The sequence below is a fragment of the Pusillimonas sp. genome (assembly GCF_029263785.1).
In the GTDB taxonomy this organism is placed as follows: Bacteria; Pseudomonadota; Gammaproteobacteria; order Burkholderiales; family Burkholderiaceae_B; genus Pusillimonas.
Genome location: NZ_JAJUFE010000009.1, coordinates 16,261 through 39,222, shown reverse-complemented (window position 1 = coordinate 39,222; position 22,962 = coordinate 16,261). Strand labels below are relative to the sequence as shown.

At 57.7% G+C, this 22,962-nt stretch carries 26 protein-coding genes and 1 tRNA gene; 16 read left to right on the top strand and 11 right to left on the bottom strand.

Annotation, left to right across the window (positions count from 1 at the left end):
* Window positions 1-2: 2 nt before the first annotated feature.
* The 11 genes from Q1J88_RS04465 to Q1J88_RS04415 all read left to right on the top strand — a co-directional run bounded on the left by Q1J88_RS04465 (window position 3) and on the right by Q1J88_RS04415 (window position 10,108).
* Window positions 3-1,325, top strand: coding sequence for an NTP transferase domain-containing protein (locus tag Q1J88_RS04465; RefSeq protein WP_301116349.1), 1,323 nt, complete (start codon window positions 3-5; stop codon window positions 1,323-1,325).
* Window positions 1,300-1,893, top strand: coding sequence for a DUF4202 family protein (locus Q1J88_RS04460; protein WP_301116348.1), 594 nt, complete (start codon window positions 1,300-1,302; stop codon window positions 1,891-1,893). Before Q1J88_RS04465 ends, Q1J88_RS04460 begins: the two co-directional genes overlap by 26 nt.
* Window positions 1,894-2,099: 206 nt before the next feature.
* A complete protein-coding gene (locus Q1J88_RS04455) occupies window positions 2,100-3,266 on the top strand; it encodes an ABC transporter substrate-binding protein (protein WP_301116347.1) in 1,167 nt (388 codons plus the stop codon).
* Between the two features lie 27 nt (window positions 3,267-3,293).
* The gene (locus Q1J88_RS04450; RefSeq protein WP_301116346.1) at window positions 3,294-4,151 is read left to right on the top strand and encodes a branched-chain amino acid ABC transporter permease; all 858 of its coding nucleotides are present in this window, start codon (window positions 3,294-3,296) and stop codon (window positions 4,149-4,151) included.
* A 2-nt stretch (window positions 4,152-4,153) separates the two neighbouring features.
* Window positions 4,154-5,149 (top strand): branched-chain amino acid ABC transporter permease, encoded by a 996-nt coding sequence (locus Q1J88_RS04445; RefSeq protein WP_301116345.1) that lies wholly within the window; start codon window positions 4,154-4,156, stop codon window positions 5,147-5,149.
* The gene (locus Q1J88_RS04440) at window positions 5,146-5,895 is read left to right on the top strand and encodes an ABC transporter ATP-binding protein (protein ID WP_301116344.1); all 750 of its coding nucleotides are present in this window, start codon (window positions 5,146-5,148) and stop codon (window positions 5,893-5,895) included. Before Q1J88_RS04445 ends, Q1J88_RS04440 begins: the two co-directional genes overlap by 4 nt.
* Window positions 5,892-6,620 (top strand): ABC transporter ATP-binding protein, encoded by a 729-nt coding sequence (locus Q1J88_RS04435; RefSeq protein WP_301116343.1) that lies wholly within the window; start codon window positions 5,892-5,894, stop codon window positions 6,618-6,620. Before Q1J88_RS04440 ends, Q1J88_RS04435 begins: the two co-directional genes overlap by 4 nt.
* A 14-nt stretch (window positions 6,621-6,634) precedes the next feature.
* Window positions 6,635-7,849: a cytochrome P450 gene (locus tag Q1J88_RS04430; protein ID WP_301116342.1), complete on the top strand. Its 1,215-nt coding sequence runs from the start codon at window positions 6,635-6,637 to the stop codon at window positions 7,847-7,849.
* A 70-nt stretch (window positions 7,850-7,919) separates the two neighbouring features.
* Window positions 7,920-8,240, top strand: a complete 321-nt coding sequence (locus Q1J88_RS04425; RefSeq protein ID WP_301116341.1) for a 2Fe-2S iron-sulfur cluster-binding protein — start codon at window positions 7,920-7,922, stop codon at window positions 8,238-8,240.
* A gap of 27 nt (window positions 8,241-8,267) precedes the next feature.
* Window positions 8,268-8,885 (top strand): MarR family winged helix-turn-helix transcriptional regulator, encoded by a 618-nt coding sequence (locus Q1J88_RS04420; RefSeq protein ID WP_301116340.1) that lies wholly within the window; start codon window positions 8,268-8,270, stop codon window positions 8,883-8,885.
* Window positions 8,882-10,108 carry an FAD-dependent oxidoreductase gene (locus Q1J88_RS04415; RefSeq protein WP_301116339.1) on the top strand — a complete coding sequence of 409 codons (1,227 nt, stop codon included), beginning with the start codon at window positions 8,882-8,884 and terminating at the stop codon, window positions 10,106-10,108. The genes Q1J88_RS04420 and Q1J88_RS04415 overlap by 4 nt, the downstream gene beginning before the upstream one ends.
* Window positions 10,109-10,133: 25 nt before the next feature.
* On the opposite strand, the gene Q1J88_RS04410 is transcribed toward Q1J88_RS04415, so the two are convergent.
* From Q1J88_RS04410 to Q1J88_RS04395, 4 genes are all read right to left on the bottom strand, one after another.
* Window positions 10,134-10,838 carry an RNA polymerase sigma factor gene (locus Q1J88_RS04410; protein ID WP_301116338.1) on the bottom strand — a complete coding sequence of 235 codons (705 nt, stop codon included), beginning with the start codon at window positions 10,836-10,838 and terminating at the stop codon, window positions 10,134-10,136.
* Window positions 10,839-11,067: 229 nt separating this feature from the next.
* Window positions 11,068-11,592 (bottom strand): plastocyanin/azurin family copper-binding protein, encoded by a 525-nt coding sequence (locus Q1J88_RS04405; RefSeq protein ID WP_301116337.1) that lies wholly within the window; start codon window positions 11,590-11,592, stop codon window positions 11,068-11,070.
* A complete protein-coding gene (locus tag Q1J88_RS04400) occupies window positions 11,589-12,014 on the bottom strand; it encodes a hypothetical protein (protein WP_301116336.1) in 426 nt (141 codons plus the stop codon). The genes Q1J88_RS04405 and Q1J88_RS04400 overlap by 4 nt, the downstream gene beginning before the upstream one ends.
* Window positions 12,015-12,170: 156 nt before the next feature.
* The gene (locus Q1J88_RS04395) at window positions 12,171-12,302 is read right to left on the bottom strand and encodes an entericidin A/B family lipoprotein (protein ID WP_301116335.1); all 132 of its coding nucleotides are present in this window, start codon (window positions 12,300-12,302) and stop codon (window positions 12,171-12,173) included.
* A gap of 178 nt (window positions 12,303-12,480) precedes the next feature.
* Between Q1J88_RS04395 and Q1J88_RS04390 the strand changes: the two genes are divergently transcribed.
* Window positions 12,481-12,565: transfer RNA gene (locus tag Q1J88_RS04390), tRNA-Leu, on the top strand.
* Window positions 12,566-12,604: 39 nt separating this feature from the next.
* Here the strand turns inward: Q1J88_RS04390 and Q1J88_RS04385 are convergent.
* Window positions 12,605-13,492, bottom strand: coding sequence for a LysR family transcriptional regulator (locus Q1J88_RS04385; RefSeq protein ID WP_301116334.1), 888 nt, complete (start codon window positions 13,490-13,492; stop codon window positions 12,605-12,607).
* 104 nt (window positions 13,493-13,596) lie between these two features.
* Here Q1J88_RS04385 and Q1J88_RS04380 point away from each other — a divergent pair, with 104 nt between their 5' ends.
* Window positions 13,597-14,664: an alkene reductase gene (locus Q1J88_RS04380; RefSeq protein ID WP_301116333.1), complete on the top strand. Its 1,068-nt coding sequence runs from the start codon at window positions 13,597-13,599 to the stop codon at window positions 14,662-14,664.
* 76 nt (window positions 14,665-14,740) lie between these two features.
* On the opposite strand, the gene Q1J88_RS04375 is transcribed toward Q1J88_RS04380, so the two are convergent.
* The 4 genes from Q1J88_RS04375 to Q1J88_RS04360 form a co-directional block, all read right to left on the bottom strand.
* Complete coding sequence (locus Q1J88_RS04375; protein WP_301116332.1) at window positions 14,741-16,681, bottom strand: DUF2207 domain-containing protein; 1,941 nt, start codon at window positions 16,679-16,681, stop codon at window positions 14,741-14,743.
* Between the two features lie 2 nt (window positions 16,682-16,683).
* Entirely contained in the window at window positions 16,684-17,244 is a 561-nt protein-coding gene (locus tag Q1J88_RS04370; RefSeq protein WP_301116331.1) for a LemA family protein, read from the bottom strand.
* A gap of 46 nt (window positions 17,245-17,290) precedes the next feature.
* Window positions 17,291-17,713 carry a hypothetical protein gene (locus tag Q1J88_RS04365; protein WP_301116330.1) on the bottom strand — a complete coding sequence of 141 codons (423 nt, stop codon included), beginning with the start codon at window positions 17,711-17,713 and terminating at the stop codon, window positions 17,291-17,293.
* 71 nt (window positions 17,714-17,784) lie between these two features.
* Window positions 17,785-18,117: a hypothetical protein gene (locus Q1J88_RS04360; protein WP_301116329.1), complete on the bottom strand. Its 333-nt coding sequence runs from the start codon at window positions 18,115-18,117 to the stop codon at window positions 17,785-17,787.
* A 199-nt stretch (window positions 18,118-18,316) separates the two neighbouring features.
* Here Q1J88_RS04360 and Q1J88_RS04355 point away from each other — a divergent pair, with 199 nt between their 5' ends.
* Entirely contained in the window at window positions 18,317-19,054 is a 738-nt protein-coding gene (locus Q1J88_RS04355; protein WP_301116328.1) for a response regulator transcription factor, read from the top strand.
* Window positions 19,051-20,979 carry a 7TM diverse intracellular signaling domain-containing protein gene (locus tag Q1J88_RS04350; RefSeq protein ID WP_301116327.1) on the top strand — a complete coding sequence of 643 codons (1,929 nt, stop codon included), beginning with the start codon at window positions 19,051-19,053 and terminating at the stop codon, window positions 20,977-20,979. The genes Q1J88_RS04355 and Q1J88_RS04350 overlap by 4 nt, the downstream gene beginning before the upstream one ends.
* 13 nt (window positions 20,980-20,992) lie before the next feature.
* On the opposite strand, the gene Q1J88_RS04345 is transcribed toward Q1J88_RS04350, so the two are convergent.
* A complete protein-coding gene (locus Q1J88_RS04345) occupies window positions 20,993-21,463 on the bottom strand; it encodes a hypothetical protein (RefSeq protein WP_301116326.1) in 471 nt (156 codons plus the stop codon).
* A gap of 224 nt (window positions 21,464-21,687) precedes the next feature.
* Between Q1J88_RS04345 and Q1J88_RS04340 the strand changes: the two genes are divergently transcribed.
* Window positions 21,688-22,062, top strand: coding sequence for a VOC family protein (locus Q1J88_RS04340; protein ID WP_301116325.1), 375 nt, complete (start codon window positions 21,688-21,690; stop codon window positions 22,060-22,062).
* A 24-nt stretch (window positions 22,063-22,086) separates the two neighbouring features.
* Here the strand turns inward: Q1J88_RS04340 and Q1J88_RS04335 are convergent, their stop codons facing one another.
* Window positions 22,087-22,944 (bottom strand): alpha/beta hydrolase, encoded by an 858-nt coding sequence (locus tag Q1J88_RS04335; RefSeq protein ID WP_301116324.1) that lies wholly within the window; start codon window positions 22,942-22,944, stop codon window positions 22,087-22,089.
* Between the last annotated feature and the right edge of the window lie 18 nt (window positions 22,945-22,962).

Here is a 22,962-nt window from a genome sequence, read left to right as displayed (position 1 = left end):
GAATGAGCAAACCCAGGCAAGCCGTGGTGCTCGCCGCCGGCCGGGGCTCGCGCTTGCGCGCCCTGGCTCCGGTCAAGCCCCTGCATCCCGTAGCGGGCTTGCCCTTGCTGGAGCGTAGCATTCGCACGCTCCAGCAATGCGGCGTCGACGACATCATTATCGTGACTGGTCATGCCCATGCAGCCATAGAAAGCTGGCTGCACGACAGCTCTTATCAGGCTCGTCTCGTCTATAACCAAGACTGGAGCAGCGCCGAGAATGGTACGTCCCTTCTGGCGGCTGCGCCCTATGTCAAGGGGCCGTTCCTGCTCTTGATGGCTGACCATGTGTATGTTCCCGAGCTGATCGCTTCATTGTGCAGTTCAAGTAGCTGGGCGCCCGCAATGCTGGCTGTAGACGGCCAACGCTCGCGCAAGGACATTGACCTGCACGATGTCACGCGGGTCATGCTGACGGGTGATCGTGTCACCCGGATCGGCAAAGGTTTGCCAGAGTACGACGGGTTCGATACCGGCGCCTTTCTGTGCCAGCCCGAAGTGTTTTCGCGTATGGAAGAGTGCGTTGCGCGCGGCAAGACACGAATCACCGACCTTATGCAGGGGCTGGCAGATGAAGGCCGACTTCAGGCCCACCGCATAGATGGCCATTATTGGCAGGATGTCGACACGCCGGAAATGCACGCGCAAGCCGAAACCGCATTGCTTGCATGGGCTGCGGGCAAATCATCTGACGGTCTGGTCGCCAAGCGGTTGAATCGTCCAGTGTCCCGTTGGTTTACCCGGTATTTTCTTGCGTATGACCTGACACCCAATCAAGTGTCGATGCTGGCATTCGGCATTGCCTGCCTCGCTGCGCTTTGCATGGCTGCAGGGTCGTACTGGCTGCTGGCGATTGGCGGGTTGCTGGTTCAACTGGCGTCAGTGGTAGACGGCTGCGACGGAGAACTGGCGCGGTTGCGCCTGGCGCCGTCTGAATACGGCGGCTGGTTCGATGCCTTGCTCGACCGCTATGCCGATGGTTTTGTTCTGGCTGCCCTGACCTGGCATCTGATGCAGCGCTGGGATCAACCCGCCTGGATGTGGCTGGGCATGGCGGCGATTGCCGGCAGTTTCGTCGCGAGCTACAGCGCACATAAGGCAGATCGTGCCTTGCCGGCTTCGAGATGGCGCATGGGGCGTGACACACGGTCGCTGCTTGTCATGTCGGGAACGTTGCTGAATTTGCCGGCGCTGACATTGGCATTGATCGCCGTAATCATGAACATCACTGTCATTCATCGCATGTTCAGATTGCGAGAACGTGAGCACGTCATGGCCGATGCTTGACCTGGCTAGTGACCCCCATTTGCGCCTTGCCACGGCAAAGATTCGCGCCGTGCTGGCCGGCTCACCCGTACCGGAGGATGCCGGCCATGCTGAAAACACTTTGTACTGGCTGAGGCGGCTGGATCCGCAAGCTGGCGTTGCATTGCAGCTTGCGGCACTGGCCCACGATATCGAGCGAGCGAGGCAGGACAGGTTTCAACGGCATCAGTTCGCCGATTACGACTCATTCAAGCAGGCGCACGCTGATCTGGGCGCACAGATCACCGATCAAATACTTTCAGACGCCGGCGTGTCGGGCGAAATCCGGCAAGATGTTTCATTATTGATACGGCGTCATGAAACGGGTGGCGATGCCCAAAGTGACTTGCTTAAAGACGCCGACAGCCTGTCGTACTTTGATCATAACCTTCCCCTTTATTACGCGCGAGAAGGCCACGAAGAAACACTGCGCAGGGCCCGCTGGGGCTATGAAAGGCTTTCATCGCGTGCACGAGCTGTTTACAGCAGCATTTGTCACGATTCTCCGGAACTGAATCGATTGCTTTTGGAAGCCCAGGAAATACGCTAGCTGTTTAGGGTTTACCCCTAATTTAATGTGGTTGGTATGTCAACAAGTTGACTTGCCAATTAGTTCGGTCCTACCATTCGCGGGTCAATGCAGGAGCTGCATCGACAAGTGGCGGCATATCTCATTGGCCTTGAGGCCTTGCGATTGCCAATGGTTTTTTTCGCGAAGGGGCGTGTGGTATAGCCGCCCTCACAAGGAGACAGAACATGAAATTGCTGCGTTTGGGCTTGGCAGCCTGCATGGCCTGGGCCGTAGCTGGGCCGGCGGCCGCAGATACCGTCAAGGTAGGAATCATCGCGCCATTCTCGGGCCCATTTGCCCACTATGGCAAGCTCTTCAAGGACGGTGCCGAAGCATACACCAAACTGCAAGATGGCAAGTTCGCCGGCAAAACCGTCGAGATCATCTATCGCGACAGTGGCGGCCCGAACCCCGCCGGTGTCCGCACCGCTGCACAGGAACTCATTGTCAACGACAAAGTCGACTATCTTGGCGGCATCGTCTTTACCCCTAATGCCATGGCCGTTGCGCCATTGATTCAACAGTCCAAGACTCCCACGGTAATTTTCAACGCCGCGACGTCTTCGATCACGCCTCGCTCGGATTATTTTGTCCGCAGCTCGTACACGTTGTGGCAGGTTACCCAGCCTGTGGCCAAGTGGGCCTACGACCAGGGGTACAAGAAGGTCGTGACTGCCGTCATGGATTACGCACCGGGCGTAGACGCCGAAAAGGCGTTCGACTCCGAGTTCACCAAGCTGGGCGGCGAGGTTGTAGAGCGCATTCGCATGCCCATGAGCACCAATGACTTCAGCCCGTTCGCGCAGCGCATCAAGGCATCCGGCGCACAAGCGGCTTACGTGTTCCTGCCCGGTGGCCCACCAAATCTGGGCTTTGTGAACGCATACAACCAGAACGGTTTGCGTGAAGCCGGCATTGCTTTCCTGGGCACGGCCGAAATGGATGAGTTCGACCTGCAGAAGTTCGGTGATGCCGCATTGGGCCTGCTGACTTCCTTCCACTACTCGGCGGCGCATGATTCTGATGCCAACCGCAAGTTTGCTGAAGCCATGAAGGCGCAAGCTCCTGATGCCCTGCTGAACTACGCTTCGGTCGGTGCCTACGACGGCATGCACCTCATCCACAAGATGGTCGAAGCCACTGATGGCAAAAAGGATGGCGACAAGGCTATTGCTGCGATCAAGGGTTACGAGTGGGAAAGCCCGCGCGGACCGGCCCGGATCGATCCCGAAAGCCGCCACATTACGCAGAACGTGTATCTGCGCAAGGTCGAGCGTGGCAGTGACGGCCTGTTGCAGAACACCGAGATCGAGAACTTCGGCATGCAGCCTGATCACGGGCTGGCGCAGTAAGCGCTATTCAACAACCGGGAGCTTTCCGTGCCTCATCTGAGCAATATTTTGATCGATGGCATCGTGTACGGGATGGTGCTTTTCATCATCTCCGTCGGGTTGTCCGTGACCATGGGGTTGATGCGGTTCATCAACCTCTCGCACGGCGCCTTCGCCATGGTGGGTGGCTATGTTGCCGCCATACTGGTGCGCGAGCAGGGCTGGCCTTTCATGGCCAGCGTTCTGGCGGGCATCGTATTCACCATGGTGTTGGCCGCTGCGGTCGAGGCCACCGTATTCAGGCGTTTATACCGACGAACCGAGCTCGAGCAAGTGCTTTTCACCATTGGCTTCACCTTTGCGTGTATTGCCTTGGTCAACTTTCTGGCGGGGGCGTACATACAGCAACTGCCACTGCCGGACTGGATGCAGGGCGGCATGCGCCTTGGTGATCGGACCTTGCCCAAGCAGCGTGTGGTTGTGGTTATCTCCGGTCTGGTTGTGGTGGCTTTGCTCTGGTGGTTGGTAACGCGTACCCGCTTCGGTATCTGGCTGCGGGCATCAGTCGACAACTCGGGCATGTCGGCTTCACTTGGCATCAATATCCGCCTGGTGCAGTGCATGACCTTTGCCGTGGGCGCCGGCCTGGCTGCCTTGGGCGGAGTGATGGGTGCCGAACTGATGCCTCTGGAGCCTTACTACCCGTTGAAGTATCTCGTGTTGATGCTGGTGGTGGTGTCCGTCGGTGGGCTGGGCAGTATTTCGGGCACGCTATGCGCAGCCCTGCTGCTGGGCATCGTCGACACCGCCGCCCGTTACCTGGCTTCCGGTTATGGCAACTTCTTTTTCTACGTTGCCATGATCTTGCTGCTGGCCGTACGTCCGCACGGCATACTTAGGAGATAAGCATGCATACCGCATCCATACGTCTGCCGGCAGTGCAATCCCGTTCATTGAACTGGATGCCGATACTCGCCGGCCTGATCCTGATGGCCGTGCTGTATTGGGCCATGCCGGGTCAAACCTTGATTCTGACTCGCGTTGCGATCCTGGCCATTTTCGTGATGTCGCTCGACCTGGTCACCGGCTACGCGGGCCTGCCCACCTTGGGCCACGCCGCCCTATATGGTGTGGGCGCCTATGCTGCCGGCCTTTGCGCGATGCACTTTACCGCTGATCCTCTGGTCGGCCTGCTGTTGGCGGCCCTGGTGGGAGGGCTGGTGGCGCTGGTGTCAGGGGCTTTTCTGGTTCGCTATCAAGGCCTGACATTCCTGATGCTAACGATTGCCGTCGCCCAGATCCTGCAGAATCTTGCCAGCAAGATGCAGTCGGTCACCGGGGGTGACGACGGGCTGTCAGGCTTCATGGTCGGCCCCATATTTGGTTATTTCGAATTCGACATGTTCGGCGTGACCGGCTATTGGTATAGCGCCATCGTCTTGCTGCTGTGCTATGTGTTCCTGCGTCGCGTCATGCGATCTCCATTCGGTCTGGCCTGCCAGGGCATTCGCGAGAATCGTGATCGCATGCAGGCCAACGGTACGCAGATCTATCCCTATCTGCTCAAGCTTTATGTCTTGTCGGGTCTGATTGCAGGGTTGGCAGGCGGATTGTCGGCGCAGATCACTCAGGTGGTTGGTCTGGACAGTCTCGGATTCAACCTTTCTGCAGAAGCCCTGGTCATGCTTGTGCTGGGCGGTCTGGGCAACCTGTGGGGTGCAATCATCGGTACGGCCTTGTTCATGGGCATTCACCACTTTGCCTCGTCGGCCAATCCCTTCCACTGGTTGTTTGTGATTGGCGTTTTGCTCATGGTGGTTGTGTTTCTGCCCAGGGGCTTTGTCGTACGGGTCTTGCAGCGAGCGTTCGCGCCATTCGTGACGATGTTCAGGAGGCGCGCATGAGTATCTTGCAAGTCGAAAACCTCAATAAGGCTTTTGGTGGGCTCAAAGTCACCAACGACGTCAGCCTCAGTCTGTCCGTTGGCGAACGCCTGGCCCTGATTGGCCCCAACGGCGCCGGCAAGACAACCCTGGTTAATCAGGTGGCCGGATTCCTGCACTCAGATCAAGGCACCATTTCCCTGAATGGACAGGACATCACCCGTTGGCCGGCGCATCGGCGCGTGCAGAACGGATTGGTTCGCACGTTTCAGATTTCCAAGCTTGCTCCTGGGCTGCCGGCGGTTGAACAGGTGGCCATGGCCATTCACCAGCGTGAAGGCAGCTTGAAGAACATGTGGCGCAACCGCTGGAACTACAAACCCGTGGTGGACGAAGCCATGAGCCTGCTGGAAGAGCTGCGCCTCACTCATCTGGCTATGGCTACGCCCGAGTCAATGGCGTATGGCGACCAGCGGCAACTGGAGATTGCGCTGGCCCTGGCGCTGCGTCCGAAAGTGCTGTTGCTGGACGAGCCCATGGCAGGGGTGCCACAAGGTGAGGCGCAACTGATCCTGAACGCATTGACCTTGCTGCCAAAGGACCTGGCCGTGATCATTATTGAACACGATATGGATCTGGTGTTCCGGTTTGCCGACCGCATTGTGGTCCTGGCCAACGGGGCAGTCCTGGCAGAAGGCACTCCAGACGAAATCCGCAAGAATGAGGTCGTTCGTGCGGTATACCTTGGCAAGGCAGAGCTGGCATGACGCATTTATTTGAATTTGAATCCGCAGTGGCCGGCTACGGCCCGCTTACCGTGCTTAACGGCGTGTCGTTCCATATTGCACCCGGCGAAAGGGTGTGCCTGCTGGGTCGCAATGGCGTCGGCAAATCGACAACCCTCAAAACCATTATGGGTTTGACAGTCTGGCGTAGCGGCAAGGTCATTTGGAATGGCTCTGACGTTACCCGCCTCAACACCGTGGCGCGCGCCCGTATGGGAATCGGTTACGTACCTCAGACACGAGACGTGTTCCCCTCGCTGACGGTTGAAGAGAACCTGATTGCCGGCCTGCAACGCAAACCGAAGTTGGGCATCGAGCGCGCGTACAAGCTCTTCCCACGCCTGCACGAGCGACGCCATCATGGCGGTGCCGAGCTGTCCGGAGGGGAGCAACAGATGGTTTCCGTAGCCAGGACCTTGCTGGGCGACCCCAAGCTTTTGCTCCTGGACGAGCCCCTTGAAGGCCTGGCACCCATCATCTGTCAAGAACTTATGGAAGCGTTTGAAACGCTCAGTCGCGAGGAAGGCGTTGCCATTCTGCTCGTCGAGCAGAAGGTGCAAGAGGCGCTCGCATTCTCGAATCGTGCGCTGATCATGGATCACGGCACGATCGTACATGTCGGCCAAGCGCAAGCTTTGCTGGAAGATTCACAACTGCTCGACCGCTACGTTTCGGTCGCCGAAGTGCCGGTAGCGCAAGCCGGCTGAGACAGGAGAACACTATGCAGTTCGCTCAAGACAATACTCAGGAAAACGCAATTCCGCGCCTGGACATCGATCCGTTCAGCGAAGAGTTCCTGACGGATCCTTATCCTTATCACGTAGAGCTTCGGGACGCCGGACCGGTTGTATGGCTCGAAAAATATGGTATTTGGGCCGTTGCACGCCACGAGCAGGTGCATGCCGTCATGACCGATTGGCAAAATTTTATTTCGTCGGCGGGTGTGGGGCTGGCCAACTTCCGCACCGAAAAGCCGTTTCGTCCGCCCAGCCTGATTCTTGAGGCCGATCCGCCGCAGCACACGCGGTCGCGAGCCATCTTGTCGCGCATCCTGTCACCCAAGGTGGTCATGCAGATCAAGGCCGATTTCCAGAAAGAAGCTGAAACCCTGATGGACAAGCTGGTCGAGCAGGGCGAAGTTGACATCATCAAGGATCTGGCCGAGGTCTACCCCCTCAAGGTGTTCCCGGATGCGCTGGGCCTGACCGAAGAAGGGCGCGAGAACCTGCTGCTGTACGGCAATATGGTGTTCAACGCCTTCGGACCGCGCAACAAGATCTTCCAGGACGCAGTTGAGCGCTATGAGCCCGTCCGCGATTGGATCATGACGCAGTGCCAGCGTGAGAATCTCCGTCCCAATGGGTTTGGCGACCAGATTTATCAGGCAGCCGAGGGCGGAGAGATCACTATGGAAGAGGCGCCCATGCTGGTGCGTTCCTTCCTGTCGGCAGGGGTCGACACCACGGTCAACGGTATCGGTAACGCCATCCATGCGCTGGCCGAGTACCCGGGCGAATATGACAAGCTGGCAGCGGATCCTTCCAGGGCACGTGCGGCGTTTGAAGAGAGCCTGCGTTACGACGGCGCGGTGCAGACCTTCTTCCGTACCGTCAACACCGATCTGGAGTTCGCCGGCGTGCAGATGCGCGAGAACCAGAAGGTCCTGACCTTTCTTGCCTCGGCAAACCGCGATCCCCGACACTGGGAAAACCCGGAGGTCTTCGACATCGATCGCAAGGCGACCGGCCATATGGCGTTCGGTACCGGAATCCACGGTTGTGTTGGCCAGGCCATTGCACGGATGGAAGGCGAGCTCGTTCTGTCGGCCCTGGCCAAGCGCGTCAAGCGCATTGAAATCACCGGCGAACCGCAACGGCGTCTGAACAACACCTTGCGATCCCTGGGTTCGCTTCCTGTGCGCCTGATTCCGCACTAACTGTAAAAGGCCGGCCGGCTCGTGTGAGCCGGCCGATGAAATACACATAGAACACTGTAGGAAGGTAGTTGTGGCAAAAATTCGATATGTTGATCATCTGGGTCAGGAAACCGAGCTTGAGGTAAAGCCTGGAACCTCCGTAATGCAGGCGGCGGTCAACAATGGGCTTGCCGGAATTGTGGGAGAATGTGGTGGCTCTGCCATGTGTGCGACTTGCCACGTGTATCTCAACGAAGAAGACATGGACAAGTTCCCGCCCATTTCGGCTCCCGAGCAGGAAATGCTCGAGTGCACGACAAGTCCACTTAAACCAACCAGCCGTCTGGGGTGCCAGTTGGTCGTGGCAGAGGGGATGGAGTTGACGGTTTATCTTCCTGAAACACAGCAGTAGCGCGGCCACAGCGTCGCGTTAGATACGATGAGAAAACCCTCTTTAACGCGGCCGGCCTCACGCAAGCGCATCGCAGCAACCACCAAAAAGCCCGAAATCGAACAGCCCGATGCCAAGCCTTGGCTATCCAGCGCGATTGACCTGGAGCATTACGCACCCGCTTACTTCACTTTCATTACCACGAAGCTGGCGGGGGGCGCGGCATCGGTCTATCGCAAACATTTTGGCGTCGGAATAGAAGTCTGGCGCGTACTGGTCATGCTGGCGCTGGACGAAAAAGTCTCGGTCAACATGGTCTGTCGCCTGATCGGCATGGACAAGGGATCTGTCAGTCGTGCCTTCAAAAGCATGTACGAGATGGGGCTGATCAAGTTCTCGCATGATCCCAAGGACGGCCGCGTGCGATATGCCACCCTGACCGAGGCCGGTCGGCGCAAGCATGACGAAATCAAGGCGGTAGCCATGACACGCGAACGCGCGTTCCTGTCCTGTCTCGAGCCTGAAGAAGTGCCGGTTTTATTGGAAATGTTGTGGCGCCTGCACGCTAATTTGCCCGAGGTCGAGAAAGCGACGCAGGCGTTTCTCAAGTCGCAGTGCGCGCCTGCATCAAAACCGGCCCGCAAGAGAAAGAAGGAGAATTCGTGAGTCGAATCGTAGTTGTTGGTGGTGGCCACGCCGCCGCCCAGTTATGTGCCAGCCTGGCCGAGGCAGGAGCCGGCAACCGCGTGGTGATGGTCACTGCCGAGCCGCATGTGCCGTACCAACGCCCCCCCTTGTCCAAGAGCTATCTTAAAGACGCAGAATCGGCGCCTGCCTGGCTGCGTGCCCAAAGCTATTACGACACCCATGGCGTCACGGTAAAGCTCAGCACCACGGTAACCGCCATCGACCGGCGGGCCAGGGAACTGGCTTTAAGCGATGGTTCACGCCTGCCGTACGATCAGCTGGTGCTGGCAACCGGTACACGCGCCCGCCAGCTGCCCGAGCTGGACGCCGCAAAATTCTCCAACGTGCACACCTTGCGTACCCTTACCGACGCGGACCGCCTGCGGGCTCAGTTTGAGCCGGCCCAACGAGTATTGGTGGTGGGCGGTGGTTTCATTGGCCTTGAGATTGCCGCCACCGCCGCGCAGTCTGGCAAGAGCGTGACGGTTCTCGAAGCGGGCGGCCGACTGCTGGGCCGGTCGGTATCGGAACCCATTGCGCAGTTCCTGTACGCCCACCACAGTCTTCGCGGCGTCCAGATCCAGCTCAACAGCCGCATCAGCCAGGTTGAATACGAAGATGATCGCGTCGTCTCGGTGCAGATCGGCGACCAGACGCTAGCGGTCGACCTGGTTTTGGTGGGCATTGGAGCGGTTCCAAACGACGACCTGGCTCAACAGGCCGGCTTGCCGTGCGACGATGGTGTGATTGTTGACGCACAACTGCGAACGTCCGACCCTGCCATTTGGGCGATAGGCGATTGCGTGCGCTTTCCGTCGCATAGCCTGGGTTGCCCGATTCGTCTGGAATCAGTGCAAAATGCCAATGATCAGGCGCGTTGCGTGGCCGCCAACCTTCTGGGGCAGGAGCAGCAATATGCCGCCTTGCCATGGTTCTGGTCCGACCAGGGCGAAGTCCGCCTTCAGATTGCCGGGCTTGGCCAACCCACGTACAACTATGAAGTACGGGGGGAGCCGACTACTGGAAAGTTTTCGGTAATAGGTTTTGAAGGCGATGTAATCAAGGTGGTGGAATCGATCAACATGCCGGCCGATCACATGGCAGCCCGAAAGCTGATTACGGCGGGTAAACCGGTAGATCGGGTGCAGGCCGTTGACGCGGCGGTGCCGCTTAAATCCCTGGAAGGCGCTGTGGCTGCGTAGCGCAGGGTAGGGCAGGGCTTGGGGTTCAAGGAAACCGCAAGCCCTTGCCTTTTTCAAGTACGGCGCGCACGATGCGGTCGCAGCGTTCGCCGTCAAACGAAAATGCATCTTCCAGTGTGACGTCCATATCGCTGACCAGGCCGGCACGAAGTAATTTCCGTGCCCGTGACAGGCGGGTACGCACTGTCGCTTCGGGTATTTCCATTGCCAAAGCCACTTCGTGCGTTGTCATTTCTTCGACCGCACACATCACAAATACAGTTCGATAGAGGTCGGGCAACTGATCGATATGAACCTCCAATACGTGGCGCAGTTCGGATCGCATTGCCATGGGCTCGGGTTGCTGTTCGAACCTGGCCGTCAGAGCGCCCTGGGCTTTCGGGTCGGGCAGGGTCATGATCGTGTCCAGTGGGATCAGTTGGGCGCCACGGCGCCGCAAGCGCCCCAGAGACTCGTTAACCACGATGCGCACCAGCCAGGTGGATAGCCTGGCATCGGCACGAAACGTGCTCAGTGCCTGCCAGGCACGTAAATAGGCCTCTTGGAGTGCATCCTCAGCATCGGCATCGTTTCGCAAAATGCTGCGCGCCGTTCGAAACAGGCGCTGGTTGTGCTGCCGCATGATGAGCGCGAACGCGTCAGCGTTACCGTGTGCCGCGTGCTCGATCAGTTCGCTTTCGTGTGTGCGGGCGGTCAAGACAGCATTGATTTCGCGATGTGCATTTTTCATGGCTATTCTCGTTGCCTGTATTGCAGACAAGTCCGGAATTCACGGCGCAGGTTCGCATCGTGCAACAGTGTGCCCCGCGTTACCGCTTTCGTCATCAGGGCTTCATCGCTCTGCGTGCCACGTCAGCTCATGCAGGAGTGAGCTCTATGCCGCTCCGTCGTACGGGTATTGTGATCTTTTTCAATGTCGATCACCAGCGCCTTGAGCATCTGACGCGAGAAAGGCATGCCTACTCCACGATGATGTTTTTCAAGATGTCTTCCACGGTGGGAAAGCTGGATAGAGCCACCTCGGGCAGCTTGCTATCCGTTGCCCGGTAGGGCGGGTCGGCTGCAGGCTTGTCACCCACCACAATGCGCCCGACCATGCCCGCGTGTTCGTGAGGAAGGCAAAAGTAGTCGTACACGCCCGGCGTGGCAAACACCCAGACAAATGATTCACCCGGCATCAAGTAGCCCGAATCCCACCCCTTGGCAGATTCAGGAATTCGTAGCGGCTTTCTGTTTGCGGGATGGTAGGCGGTGACCGTATGTACGTTTCCTGCATCGTCATTCACCCACCGAATCGCTTGCCCCACGCTTACCCAAAGCCCGCGCGGGCGAAACCATACGTGGGATCCGCTTGCGGTGCCCGCCATACTGATTTGCATTTCGTTCGCTGCAAGCACTCGCCTGACGGCGATCGAGGTCAATACCAGTCCGGCGCCTGCCATCACCAACTGGCGACGCAGGGGCTGCTCAACAAGCGATGTCATTTTGCGACCCGCGCTTCCTGGTCGGCAGGCACATTCCAGAGCACGATGTGAATATGAGGTTCTTCAACCCCTGGGTGCCCCGCGTTGTAGACAATATCTACGTGGTCGACAGTGCCGGCAGGCGCTTTGAGATCCTTCAGATTCATATCCGCCTTCATCAGCGAAACGGGGATCATGTAGGTGGTGTTGACCAGTTTGCCCTCCCGGTCGTAGCCCAGGAAGGGGCCTGCCGGCAGGGTATTGGGATCCACAAAAAGTTGACCCATGCCCGGAATGAAATCCGGCAGCTTTACCAATGAGCTCACGGCCTTGTAAGAGTTCCCCGGAGGTGCCTTGAGCACGGCAGGTTCGCCGGCCATAGCGACAGGAACGGCAAAGCAGACAGCAACAGCCGCTGCGGCGGCAAGAAGGGTACGAGTCATCTCATTGCTCCAGAACAGGCGGCGGGTGTCGCCACCATTTGCCCATTGGATGCAATGGGAAAGAGAAGTGTGTCAAGCTGGGCAAAAAGAAGCCGCCGGATGCCCTACCCGACGGCTTAAACTCAAATGAAGCGACTTGCTACTGGGTTGAAATACTTATCGAGTGCTTTCCTGTATTTTTTCCCCACCCCTTTCAATGTCTTCGCCGGCGCCATGTAGCGTGTTCTTGCATCCACCCGCTAACGCCGCAACAGCTAAAAGAATAGGCAACCAGATTCGTGTTTTCATGTGATTCTCCTGGAATGACTCAAATTTTCGAGGCGTACTCCGGCGAAGACTCGAATGAGGCCCGCCCGGAACCGCCTGGTTTCTGGGTAGCAAGTAACGGGCCCAGGGTATGAAATTAAAGCGTGTATAATTACGCTCTTCCTGCCACGCCCGGTGCTCTGCCGGGCGACTATTCGATGCCCGGGTGGTGAAATTGGTAGACGCAGGGGACTCAAAATCCCCCGCCGCAAGGCGTGCCGGTTCGATTCCGGCCCCGGGCACCAGTCTAGAAAATCCAATAAATACAATAAAAAAGGGCGGTTTCAATCCCCACCCCCATACCTCTGCAACCCCTCCCGCAAAAACTCAACAAACCTACGCGTCTTCGCGGGCACTAGCCGGGTCTCGGTCACCGCGTAGATGGGCACCGGCGTTGCTGACCACCCTGGCACAACCCGGCATAGCCGCCCTTGCGCGATGTCTTCTTCCACCACCTCGGGAGGCAGCACGCCAATTCCCTGGTCTGCTTTGCATAGCCGGTGAATCAGTCCGGCACTATTCAGTTGAAATCGTCCGGTTACCTCAACCTCTATCTCTTCTTCGGCCCGGTGTAGCGTCCAGGTTTTGGCTCCCTGGAAGACTAGGCATTGATGATGCGTCAACTCCTTGGGTTCGCGGGGCAGTCCGAATTCGGCGATGTAGTTGGGGGAAGCGTACAGATGTCGCGGTAGATCCACCAAGTGGCGCGCAATCAGCTGCGAGCTCGGCTGTTCGCCCATTCGAATCGCGACATCGATGGGTTCCGCAACCAGGTCGACAAGGCGGGGAGTCATGTCGAAAACGAAATCGATGTCGGGGTACAGCCTGGAGAATTCAACGATGAGTGGTGCGAGGTAGATGGTCGCAAACTCTACCGGCAGCGAGGCCTTCAATGTGCCAGTGGGCTGAACCTGTAGCTGGCCAAGTTGTTCATGAGCAAGCCTGGCCTCATCAACAAGATGCTTGCACCGCTCGAAATAGATGCGGCCTGCTTCGGTAAGCTCGATCTTGCGGGTGGTTCGGTGCAGCAGCCGCAAACCTATGGTTTTTTCCAAGCGGGTGATTCGACGCGAAACGGTGGAAATTGTCAGCCCAACTGTTTCGGATGCGCGCCGGAACCCGCCGGCTTGGACGACCTCGACAAACAGGGCCATGTCGTTCAGCAATTCCATTTATTGCTCCGTAAAATGGATCAGTCATTTCGGATTTCGCTACTTTATTGCTCGCCAGTGCAGGCGGATGATTGGTGTGTCGAGTTATTTTTCAGGACATCACCATGAGTCAGCTATTTACTTCGCTTCAGATCGGTCGTACTACCGTCCGAAATCGTGTCGTTATGGCACCCATGACGCGCTCGCGTTCAGACGATGAAGGTGTGCCAAGCGATCTGGTTGCGCTTTACTATGCCCAACGCGCCAGCGCCGGGCTGACTATTACGGAAGGGGTCTTTCCGACAGCATTGGGGAAGGGGTATGTGCGTACGCCGGGTATTGAAACCACCGCACAAATTGCGGCATGGCAAAAAGTAGCCGAGGCGGTACACGCGAAGGGCGGCCGTATTTTTATGCAACTGATGCATTGCGGGCGAATCTCGCATCCTTCTCTACTCAACGGGGCGACCCCAGTGGCTCCCTCTGCGATCAAACCCGCCGGGCAAGCCTGGACCCCGATTGGTCAAGTCGATTATGAGACGCCCCGCGCGCTGAGTCTAGTAGAGATCGCTGAAGTCATACGCAGCTATGCGCTGGCCGCTCGTCGTGCCATCGACGCCGGGTTTGATGGTGTCGAACTTCATGCGGCCTCGGGTTACCTGCCGGAGCAGTTTCTGTCGTCCAATAGCAACCAGCGCCAGGATCTGTACGGTGGATCGGTGCAGAACCGCTCGCGGTTCATCCTGGAAGTGCTGGATGCGATGGTGGACGAAGTGGGTGCGGGACGCGTTGGAATCAAGATTGCGCCCGAGATGAACTTCAATGACATCAGCGACGACACTCCGGTGCAAACCTACTCGTCGCTGGTTGAGCAATTGCGTGATCTGGACCTGGCCTATCTGCATGTTGCGCTGTTCAAGCCTGGTGTTGACTATCATGGCCTTCTGCGTAAACGCTTTAAGGGTCCATACTTGGCCGGGGGCGGTTTAGACAAGCTTCGTGCTGAATCCCTTCTGGCTGAAGGGCGTGCCGATGCAGCGGTATTTGGCGGGGCTTTTCTGGCGAACCCCGATCTGCCGGAACGCCTTCGATTGGGCGCTGCGCTAAACACGCCCGACAAAAACACCTTTTATACGGCGGGCCCGGAAGGGTATATTGACTATCCGTTTTTGAACGAGACCATAGTGGCTTGAACGGTGCAGAACCTTGCGTCTGTTGCGGATTGACAGAATCGTGGCAGACGCATGTCAGGCACGTGGCCGGAGCCGTCTACCACCCCCCAATCCCACCTCCACCCCGACCACTGCCACTGCTACCCACCGAGTCGGTTCCATCTGATTCGCTCTCTCTCGGAAGACTTCTCTCGATGCTTGCAGCCATGCGAGAAGAGAACTCGCCAAGTTCGGCAGCCCGGGCAAGTGCCCCAGTGCCAGGCTCTGAATACCATAGGGGATGGTAGGTGCCCGAAGCGTCGGTCGACCGGGCTTCGGCCAGTACAGCCTCAAAATGGTTGCTCCAGGCCTTCTCCACGCCCAGCGCAATGGCATAAGGCAACAAGGTCTCGTAGTGCGCGGGCGAGATGGCCGGCGCGCCGGCCAGTGCCATCCTGTCCTTTTCGGCCAGCTCAAGATACAGCCGTAGACCATCAATTCCATCCATTACTTCACGCCCCTTGCGGCTAAGGCGTCCGATGAAGGCCCAGAGCAGGGTCGTGAGCATTGCCAATGAAAAGGTCAGCCATAAGCCATCGCGTGACACAGGTGCGTCGGCGTAGACAAGCAGGGTGAACAACAGCAATATGGCCGCCGCAACAAAAAGGCTCAGCAGAACGACAATCAGATCCTTTGTACTGGCACGCTGCGACGAAAACAGCAGCTTCCTCCACTTGCCCACGGCGTACGCGGCGAAGACCCATGCAACCAGTGCTGCGAGGCAATGATCCGGCAGCCAGCCGTCCAGATATTCAACGCCGATGGAAAAGCTCATCTCGTGCCCAAGCAGTGCGAAAAACATGAGCAGGCCGAAGCTTATCCAGACCCATCGTTTTGGTTTATAGAAGGTGTGGCCAATGTCGGTTGCTACTGCGTCGCAGAATTCGTCTGCCAATCTTAGTGTGCGCGCGGCATGGTCACCATTGAAGCGGAAGCTGTCACCGCTTGGCGGAAGCATCCGCAAGATGGCGGCCTGTTCGTTGGGCAAAGCTGAATCGTCCGCGTCGAATATCCTCCTTACAGAAATGCCATCCGCAAGGTCCTCCAGCACGACCTTTCCCTTTATGGCCAGGTCAATAATTGAGGCAGAAAAGGCCGTCCAGAAGCCCGTCGCAAAGTTTCGGGAAATGCTGTAGTGGACGCGGCCCGGCGACATTCCATTCGGCGGATCCCATCGCGGCACAATCACGCCCGGACGGGGGTCACGCCCAAGCACGAACCACAGAAAGAGCGCCAGCAATGCGCTCCAGCCGGCGGTCATCGCAGCGGAGCTGGTCGATGCATAGTCGCCGGCCTTCCAATCGGCCAGGGTTGCCTCATCCGGGGGCTGGATTACCCCCTTGGGAAGCAGTATCTCGAAGGTCATGTTTTGGCCAGGCAAGAAGGTTCGGGTAGTCTCAAAGGTGATCACATTGCCGAATGTACTAATGACGGCGTCCTTGCCATGCTCTGTTAACGCGCCTGTGTGTACGTATACACCAAGGGGTGCTGCCCCCTCTGGCAACGTGACTCGCGCCGAAAGTGAGTCGATCGGAAAACGCCCTTCGTTGCCGTTGACGTTCCAGATGAGCCTGTCGTGCTCTGCTGAATGGTTAATGATACGGTTGACTTGATACTGGATGCTGTACAGGTAATCGTCCGGAGTCAGTTTGACACCGCTCGTACCGATGCGTATCACCGCACCACGATTGTTCTCGAAGACTTCGTAATGTTCTGGTTCGCCGTCTCGCTGGATATCCAGTACCGTCAAGTGCGACCGGGCGCGATGGCCGTCGGCGGTGATAAATGCCAAGGGGATCTCCCGGTCGATCCCATGTACGATCTGTTCGCCTTCTGCGGTTATATGAATGTGCTCGGCAATTTCCAGATTGCCGTCTTCGGCAACTGCAATGTCGACTTCATAGACGTGGATTCTTTCCTCTGCCCGCAGCGAAAGCGGTGATGTGAGCAGAACGCCGGCACAAGCCAGGCCGGCCAACATCCTTCCAATCGTTGCCATAGTCAGATCGAAACTTGAGGAAGCGCGCGATCAATGGCTTCGGTGATCTCGAAGTAGGCTTTCTTGGTGAAACCAAAATGGCCGGCCACCAGGTTGGAGGGAACGCTTTCTATACGCACATTCAGGTCGCGCGCGGCGCCGTTGTAGTAGCGGCGCGCCATCTGGATTTCACGCTCCAGAGTTTCCAGCGATGTTTGCAGTCCAAGAAAATTTTCGCTTGCCTTCAGATCAGGGTATGCCTCGGCAAGGGCAAACAGTCTGGCCAGTGCTTGGCCTAGCGCATCTTCGGCTGCGGCACGCCCGGAAACATCGCCGGCAGATACGCCAAGCGCCTGGTTTCGGGCAGCAATAACGGCGTCGAGGGTTTGCCTTTCATGGGTAGCATAACTGCGTAACGTGTGAACAAGGTTGGGAATCAGATCGGCGCGTCGCTTGAGCTGTATGTCTATTCCGGACCATCCTTCTTCAGCCAACTGCCTGGAACGCACCAAGCCGTTGTACAGATGGATAAGGTAAAGAAGAGTCAGAATAATAACGGCGACAGCTGGTAATAGAATTTCCATGAGGCGGGCTTGTTTATTTGTGCGGAAATGTACAGTTTGCACCGGGTCACAGGGTCTTTTCTGCAGCGAACCGACGGGCCAAAACAAACACGATCCAGCCCAAGAGAAACCCCAATGCCAAAACAACGAAATTGATGACCGGAACGATTATGAGCACCAGGGGTGACGTCGAGGTTGTGGGAGCGATGGTCGCCTCGTGCAAGGCTTCTAGGTCTACCCACAGCAGCGGCAATATCGCGCAAACCGCCATCAGTTGCCCGCAAGAACCATTCATGCCGGCAGCAAGGCAGGCCAAGTAAGGAAGAATCGACAGCGCAAACAGACCGACCGTGAATGAATTCGGCGCACTGTCTGCAACGATAAAGCAGATGTAGGCATGAAGCGCCAAGCCCGCGAACACTCCCGGAAACACGATCCATCGCAGCTTCGAGTCAGGCATCATTTGGCCTTTTATCTGGACAGGGGCCATCAGTGCCTCTGGAGTATGCCGGGTGCCAAGGCCCCGGCACAGTTGCCTTAACGGGCATGAATGCGCTTTTCTTATTCGGTGAACGCGAACTCGCCGATCTTGCAGACGTCGACGTTCGCCTTGACAACTTCTTCGCCGTCCTCGAACTCGCCCTTAAAGTCGTATTTGCAGGCGCCGCTGCCGTCGTCGATGTTGATCACCATCGACTTGCCCGGCATGATCACGTCCTCGCCCAGAATGTCTTCTTCCCAATCGTTGGAAGAGGTGCGCGATGCGTAAAAGCTGAGAATGGCGGTCTTGGTTTTGTTGATGACCTTGACATGGCGATCGGCCGCCGCGGCGGTATTGGCGCCGGCCAGGGCGGTGAGGGTAATAGCAGACAGCAGGAAAAAACGCTTGAACATGATTTACCTTATAAAAGGGTGGGAAATTGGTATTGGTGCCGCGACGTACTGTACGATTCAGAAATGCTTTGCAACATCCCTGAAATTGGGTAATTTTCGATTTCGCCGCCAAAATCCCTGTTTTTGGGGATGACAGGCACAGGGGAGCCGCATACGATGTCGAAACTTTGGCGTGTGGCGGAACCAGACCGAATGTCGTATGCGTAATTCCCTTCCCGAATTTCAGGCTATCCTGCCTTCCCCTGTGCTGGTAGTAGAAGACGAGCCTCTTTTGCAACAGCGTCTGCACGGCATATTGCGGCAGCTTGGTTATGCGTCTGATGCCTTGCTTCACGCCGCCAGCCTGGGCGACGCACGTGCGTGCCTGGCCAGCCAGCCCGTGTCCCTGGCGCTGGTAGACCTGATGCTGCCCGATGGCAGCGGCTTGGACCTTATTGCACAGATGCGGGCCGAGTCACCCGACATGGGTATTCTGGTGGTGTCCGCGTGGAGCTCTGAAGAGGCAATTCTTAGCGCCTTACGTGCGGGAGCGACGGGATATGTGCTGAAAGAGCGGGACGATATCGAAGTCTCCATGAGTATTCGTAGCGTGCTGCGCGGCGGCGCGCCAATCGACCCCTTCATTGCGCGTCGCATCCTGCAGCTTCTACCCTTGGGCGACGTGACTGCCGCACGTGCTCCGGTCACTGCTGCAGAGGTGGCACCGGCGACTCCAGCCATGACGCTCACCACAGCCCAGGGAGAAACTCTTAGCGATCGCGAAGGGCAGATTCTGCGTCTTGTAGCCGATGGGCTGACAAATCGCGAGATTGCCGAGCGTTTGTTCCTGTCGCGTTATACGGTTGAAAGCCACATCAAACGCATCTATCGCAAGTTGGCCGTGTCCTCTCGTACGATGGCTGTGCGCGCGGGCCGCGCACGTGGAGTGGTCGAGTGACGCGTGTGCTGGCCGGGTGGCTGGCTTTCTGTGCGCTGTACTTGGGTCTGGGTCTGGCGACTGTGCCTGCCTGGGCAGCGGTGCCGCAGGATTGTTCCCCACAAGTGTTGTCCATTTCGGCGGCGCGTGCCGGTACGCCCGAGACGTCGCGGCCGGTCGGAGGTTGGGAACCGGTGCAGTTGCCCGACATTTGGGTGAAGCGGTGGCCGGGTTACGAGGGGACGGCTTGGTATCGCATCGACTGGGAGAGGGCTTGCACGCCCGATGCTGTTCCGGCATCCAGCCGGCCTCTGGCACTCAGCTTGGCGGGCATCAGCATGGCTGGCGAGGTGTATCTTAACGACGACCTGCTGTGGCGGGATGTTTCTCTGGGCGAACCCTTGTCTCAGTCGTGGAATATGCCGCGGCGCTGGCTACTGCCCGAATCGGCATTGCGGGATGGGGTCAATACGATATGGATACGCGTGGTGGGGATGGCTGCGTACACCCCCGGCCTGGGAAGCTATTTTTTGGGCCCTGCGGAGCAGGCTGAGGCCGTGCACGCCAAGAACCTGTGGCGCCAGCGAAATGTTCATCTCATCGCTTTAGGTCTGTCGGGTGCCATGGGTTGTATCTACCTTGTGGTCTGGTGTTTGCGGCGTTCCGAGCTCGCGTTTGGCTGGTATGCCCTGATGTCGCTGTGCTGGGTGCTGTACATGGCCACAATTCTTGCGACGGATGCCTGGCCATTCAGCAGCATCGAAACACATTCGCGACTCAACAACATTGCATTCATCCTGTACGTGGCGGCCTTTTGCCTGTTTACCTGGCGTTTTGGTGAGCAGCACCTGCCGCGGGTACAGAAAGCGCTTTGGTTGGTGACCGCGGCTGGAGTATTGGTGTCTGTAGTGGCATCGCGCCCGGCCATGGAGTTGGTCTGGGCTGGCTTCGTGCTCATTTTCCTGTCCAACTGTCTTCAGTTTCAGTGGCACGCGTGGCGTACGCGCGAGCCTCAGCACTTGCTTTTGGCTCTTTGCTGGTTGGTTTTTCTGGTGGTGGGGGTCCACGATATTGTCGTGTTGCTCAATGGTTGGGGGTCGCACGAAATGTGGGGGGCAGTCACAGGCCCCATTACCGTGTTGTTCATGGCCTTGCTGCTGGGCGGGAGACTGGCTGCGAGCATGCATCGCATCGAGCACTTCAACCAGGAATTGCAGGTACACGCTGCGCAGGTGCGTGCGGAACTGGCCGAGGTTCTGGCGCGAGAGCATGACCAGGAGCTTTCCCATGCGCGGCTACGAGAGCGGATGGCCATCGTCCACGATCTGCATGATGGCTTGGGCGGAAGCCTGGTGCGCAGCATGGCCTGGGTAGAGCAGGCCAAGCAGCCCCTGTCCAATGAACGCATGCTTTCCTTGCTGAAAGTGCTCCGCGACGATCTGCGTCAGGTGATCGATTACGACTCCAGCGCAACGACAGTGGTGCCCGAAACGCCCGTTCAGTGGCTGGCACCATTGCGCCACCGGTTCACGCGCTTGTTTGATGAGCTCGAAGTCGCGATCACTTGGGACGTGGCAGAAAAGTGGCGCACCAGGCCCAGCGCATTGCATTGCCTGGGATTGGCACGGCTGGTCGAAGAAGCATTATCCAATGTCATCAAACATGGTCGGGCTCGCCATGTTCGCGTGGTCTGCGCGCAGCCAAAGGCCGACATCCTGCGTATTGTTGTCGAGGACGATGGGGTGGGATTCGATGTTCAGGCTGTGCGCGACGCCGGACAGGGTGTGGGCATGCGTAGTATGGCGGCACGCGCCGAACGCTTGGGCGGTAGTCTGGATGTCGAGTCCGGGCCGGATGGAACGGTCGTGTGCGTCACTGTGCAAGTAAAGCAAGACGGCCACCCTGTTACCGGGAGCGTCTCTGAATCGCGAGAGGCTCCCGGTTGACGATGCTTAAGTGCTATTTTCTGGACAGGAAGCCGGCTACCTTCGCCACACCACCGGTGCCGGATGCCGCCCGACCAACCAGTGCACCTCCGGCGGCGGTCATCACCATTCGAGTGAGCGCAGAACGGCGCTTTCCCGCACCCCATAGCAGCAATATTCCGGCTGCGAACACAATGAGGTGTTCGCCTGGAAAATTGGGGCGCTTTTCATCAAATTCCTTGGCGGCATCGGCGACCTTTGATACTGCCGTGGTACCCTCGTTTTCGGCGAGTTGCGCGGAATCTTCGACTTCTCGAGACGGGGTGGAGGGTTGACCTGCGCGTGTGTATGGGCCGCTCATACGCTCCAGGGCGTCATCGGTGTCACGCGTCAGGCTGCGCACCGATTTTTGACCAGGCCCCCCACCGCTGAACTGGTAGCCAGTGTCTTGAGGTGCATCGGAATAGTCCTCAAGCATATTCTGGGGCTCTTGAGGTTTTGGCATGGTGCTCTCCTTTAAGCGTGGCAGACAGACAATTTCCCACTGTTGCTCTGTACAGCAAAAGCCATTCCCAAATCCCAAACCTTTGAAGCCCGCGCTATTGGGCCGCCATCCCGTGCCATCGGGGTCTTGATGTGTGGACAGGGCCACGTAAAACCGGCTACTCGACAGAACAGGGTACAAGCGGAAATAATTGCGAACTACACACCAAACAAGGAGCCCTCATCATGGCAAAACTCCGTCACATTGCGCTTAGCGTCCCAGACCTTGAAGCCGCTACCAAGTTCTACCAAGAGGTTTTCGGGCTCGAGAAAGTGGGCGAAGAGACGTTGGATGCAGGCACGGGAGTGTATCTGACCGATGGTGTGGTAAATCTGGCGCTCTTGAAACTGAAGGGTACTGATTTTGTCGGTACTCATCACTTTGGTTTTATTGTGGACGACACCGAAGCAATGGGCGAGCGTATCAAGAAGGCGGGCGGAGAATTCCTGTTTGGCCTTGGTGAACCCGGCCGCAGCAATGCCGAACTCAAGTACAAAGATCCACAGGGTGTGGTGTTTGATATTTCGAAATCCGGCTGGGACGGCAACAGCGATATATAGGCCGCCGCTTCATAAGGGGGCGTACTACTCGATCAGCTGTAGAAAACCTTGCGCCAGCAGGCCTTCGCGGTCGGCAAACGTGGTCAGGATTTCGAAATGATTCAGCCCTGGGCCAACCAGTTCGGCTGGCTCCATGCCGCCTTTTCTCAGCTTTGCTACATACTGATCATGCTGTCGAATGAATTCAGGCGATTCGAGTTCTCCACGCGCGACCAGGTACCTTGGCCTGCGGTTTACGCTGTGGCGAATTGGGCTTAGCGCATGTATTTCAAGTGGGCTAAGTTCCAGATAGTGGCGCCGCTTGGAATGCACGACGGGTTCCAGATCGTAAATGCCGCTGCACAGCAGCACAGTTTGAATCAGTCGTGGCGTTTCCGGCAACAGGGTGTCCCAATCGAGCGCTGCCAGACAGGCGGCCAGATGCGATCCAGACGAGTGGCTTGCAATATGAATGCGGGGGTTGGCGTCGTACTGATGGTGGTTTTGGCTGATCCATGTAATTGCCGAAACCAGCTGGTTAAGCATTGGGAACAGTCGTCCGCCATGAACGCCCACATTGTCGAAGTTCAGGCAAACATAATTCAGTCCGTGTTCAACCAGCCACGAAGCGGGAAAGAGGTAATCGCGTGCGCTGCCTAAGCGCCATGCGCCTCCGTGGATGAAGACGACGATATCTGCTCCGGGTGTGCCGGGCCTGAACCAGTAACCGTGTTCCGAATCGTTCAAGCCATATTGAAACTTCTGCCCTTCGAGGCGCGGCTCAACCAATTGGCTTTGTGCCGAATACCAGGCAGTAATCTCCTTGGCATTGGCCGCGTAGACGCCCTGGTCGTATCGGAGTTCGAGTTCGGCAACGCTTAGAGATTTCCAGTCGGTGGTCATGAGCAAGTTCCGTTAAGT

Coding starts and splice junctions, on each gene's coding strand:
- Q1J88_RS04385 (WP_301116334.1), bottom strand. CDS start 13,492: ATGGAATTGCTGAACGACATGGCCCTGTTTGTCGAGGTCGTCCAAGCC.
- Q1J88_RS04345 (WP_301116326.1), bottom strand. CDS start 21,463: ATGCCAAAACCTCAAGAGCCCCAGAATATGCTTGAGGACTATTCCGAT.
- Q1J88_RS04410 (WP_301116338.1), bottom strand. CDS start 10,838: ATGAAAAATGCACATCGCGAAATCAATGCTGTCTTGACCGCCCGCACA.
- Q1J88_RS04445 (WP_301116345.1), top strand. CDS start 4,154: ATGCATACCGCATCCATACGTCTGCCGGCAGTGCAATCCCGTTCATTG.
- Q1J88_RS04365 (WP_301116330.1), bottom strand. CDS start 17,713: ATGGCCCCTGTCCAGATAAAAGGCCAAATGATGCCTGACTCGAAGCTG.
- Q1J88_RS04355 (WP_301116328.1), top strand. CDS start 18,317: ATGCGTAATTCCCTTCCCGAATTTCAGGCTATCCTGCCTTCCCCTGTG.
- Q1J88_RS04455 (WP_301116347.1), top strand. CDS start 2,100: ATGAAATTGCTGCGTTTGGGCTTGGCAGCCTGCATGGCCTGGGCCGTA.
- Q1J88_RS04440 (WP_301116344.1), top strand. CDS start 5,146: ATGAGTATCTTGCAAGTCGAAAACCTCAATAAGGCTTTTGGTGGGCTC.
- Q1J88_RS04335 (WP_301116324.1), bottom strand. CDS start 22,944: ATGACCACCGACTGGAAATCTCTAAGCGTTGCCGAACTCGAACTCCGA.
- Q1J88_RS04370 (WP_301116331.1), bottom strand. CDS start 17,244: ATGGAAATTCTATTACCAGCTGTCGCCGTTATTATTCTGACTCTTCTT.
- Q1J88_RS04430 (WP_301116342.1), top strand. CDS start 6,635: ATGCAGTTCGCTCAAGACAATACTCAGGAAAACGCAATTCCGCGCCTG.
- Q1J88_RS04435 (WP_301116343.1), top strand. CDS start 5,892: ATGACGCATTTATTTGAATTTGAATCCGCAGTGGCCGGCTACGGCCCG.
- Q1J88_RS04395 (WP_301116335.1), bottom strand. CDS start 12,302: ATGAAAACACGAATCTGGTTGCCTATTCTTTTAGCTGTTGCGGCGTTA.
- Q1J88_RS04400 (WP_301116336.1), bottom strand. CDS start 12,014: ATGACTCGTACCCTTCTTGCCGCCGCAGCGGCTGTTGCTGTCTGCTTT.
- Q1J88_RS04465 (WP_301116349.1), top strand. CDS start 3: ATGAGCAAACCCAGGCAAGCCGTGGTGCTCGCCGCCGGCCGGGGCTCG.
- Q1J88_RS04380 (WP_301116333.1), top strand. CDS start 13,597: ATGAGTCAGCTATTTACTTCGCTTCAGATCGGTCGTACTACCGTCCGA.
- Q1J88_RS04420 (WP_301116340.1), top strand. CDS start 8,268: ATGAGAAAACCCTCTTTAACGCGGCCGGCCTCACGCAAGCGCATCGCA.
- Q1J88_RS04360 (WP_301116329.1), bottom strand. CDS start 18,117: ATGTTCAAGCGTTTTTTCCTGCTGTCTGCTATTACCCTCACCGCCCTG.
- Q1J88_RS04340 (WP_301116325.1), top strand. CDS start 21,688: ATGGCAAAACTCCGTCACATTGCGCTTAGCGTCCCAGACCTTGAAGCC.
- Q1J88_RS04405 (WP_301116337.1), bottom strand. CDS start 11,592: ATGACATCGCTTGTTGAGCAGCCCCTGCGTCGCCAGTTGGTGATGGCA.
- Q1J88_RS04375 (WP_301116332.1), bottom strand. CDS start 16,681: ATGGCAACGATTGGAAGGATGTTGGCCGGCCTGGCTTGTGCCGGCGTT.